Raw genomic sequence first — 1,510 nt, 5'->3', positions numbered from 1 at the left:
CACCAACACACCCCCGCGACCACCCGACCCCGAGCCTCGCACACCACCCCCAACCCCCGGAAGACACCCGCAGAACGGAATCAAAACCCCCGCTTGTCCAGCGAAGATCCCCACCACACCCCCACCGCGGACCGGTGAATATGCAACCCGCACACCCCCACCCCCACTCCCCGACCCGCCCCCGCGAAAATCCCCGCCCGCCCTTGAAAAGAAAACCGGTAGGTTCGTATCTTATGACCCTGCACGGTCCATCCCGGCACCTCCCACAGCACCACGGAGACCCACATGACCCTGCTCACCGTCCACCAGGACAACCAGCCCGCCCCCGCCACCACCAGCCCCGGCACACAAACCGGCAACGGAACGGGAACGGCAACAAACCCCCGCCCAGCAGCAGAATCAGACCCCGGCACACAGACAAGTACCGGAGCGGACACCGGCACAGGTACAGGTGCGGGCACCGCTGCGGGCACAACCCCCGTCGACCCCGCCCGCATGCCCCGCCTCACCACCACCGTCCCCCGCGAATACGTCCACCGCTCCACCCTCGCCGAAGTCTTCCTCACCGGCTGCGAACAAACCGGCGACACCCACTACACCCTCACCGCCCAATGGCCCCGCGCCCACACCTTCTTCACCACCCCCGACGGCACCCACCACCACCCCCTCCAAGCCGCAGAAACCATCCGCCAAACCGGCCTCTACCTCGCCCACGCCGAACTCGGCATCCCCCTCGGCCACCACTTCCTCATGCGCAACCTCCACCTCACCACCCACCCCCAACACCTCACCATCGGCCCCACCCCCACCGACCTCACCCTCACCGCCACCTACACCCCCCACCACCCCCACACCAAACGCCCCACCGACTTCACCATGCACATCACCATCACCCGCAACGGCCACCCCACCGCCACCGGCACCGGCCGCTTCACCTGCCTCACCCCCACCACCTACCAACGCCTCCGCCACCCCCACACCACCACCGGTGCCAGTGCCAGTGCCAGTGCCAGTGCCAGTGCCAGTGCCAGTGCCAGTACCAGTGCCAGCGCCGGCACCCACCAACCCCCCAACCCCCAACCCACACCCACACCCACACCCACCCACTACGGACGCACCCTCCCCCACGACATCGTCCTCACCCCCACCACCCACCCCCACACCTGGCAACTCACCCCCAACCCCCACCACCCCATCCTCTTCGACCACACCACCGACCACATCCCCGGCATGGTCCTCCTCGAAGCCGCCCACCAAGCCACCACCGCCCACACCCACCCCACCCCCACAACCCACCCCACCCACCCCACCACCCACCCCACCACCCTCCACGCCACCTTCCACCACTACACCGAACACCACACCCCCACCTACATCACCGCCCACACCACCAACACAAGCGACAACGACAACGACCAAACCCCCACCCCCACCACCCACATCACCGCACACCAAAACAACACCACCGTCTTCACCGCACAACTCACCACCCACACCCCCACCACCACCT

1 protein-coding gene is annotated in these 1,510 nt (G+C 67.5%); it reads left to right on the top strand.

Annotated elements, in window-relative coordinates; genetic code table 11:
- Positions 1–285: 285 nt before the first annotated feature.
- The coding region (locus ACFZDJ_RS55020; RefSeq protein ID WP_391070831.1) for a ScbA/BarX family gamma-butyrolactone biosynthesis protein at positions 286–1,510 on the top strand (1,225 nt) is incomplete at its 3' end.

The organism is Streptomyces sp. NPDC007896 (genome assembly GCF_042959425.1).
GTDB lineage: Bacteria > Actinomycetota > Actinomycetes > Streptomycetales > Streptomycetaceae > Streptomyces.
Note: the sequence above shows the minus strand (reverse complement) of the source record. Positions and strands in the feature narration are given on the sequence as shown.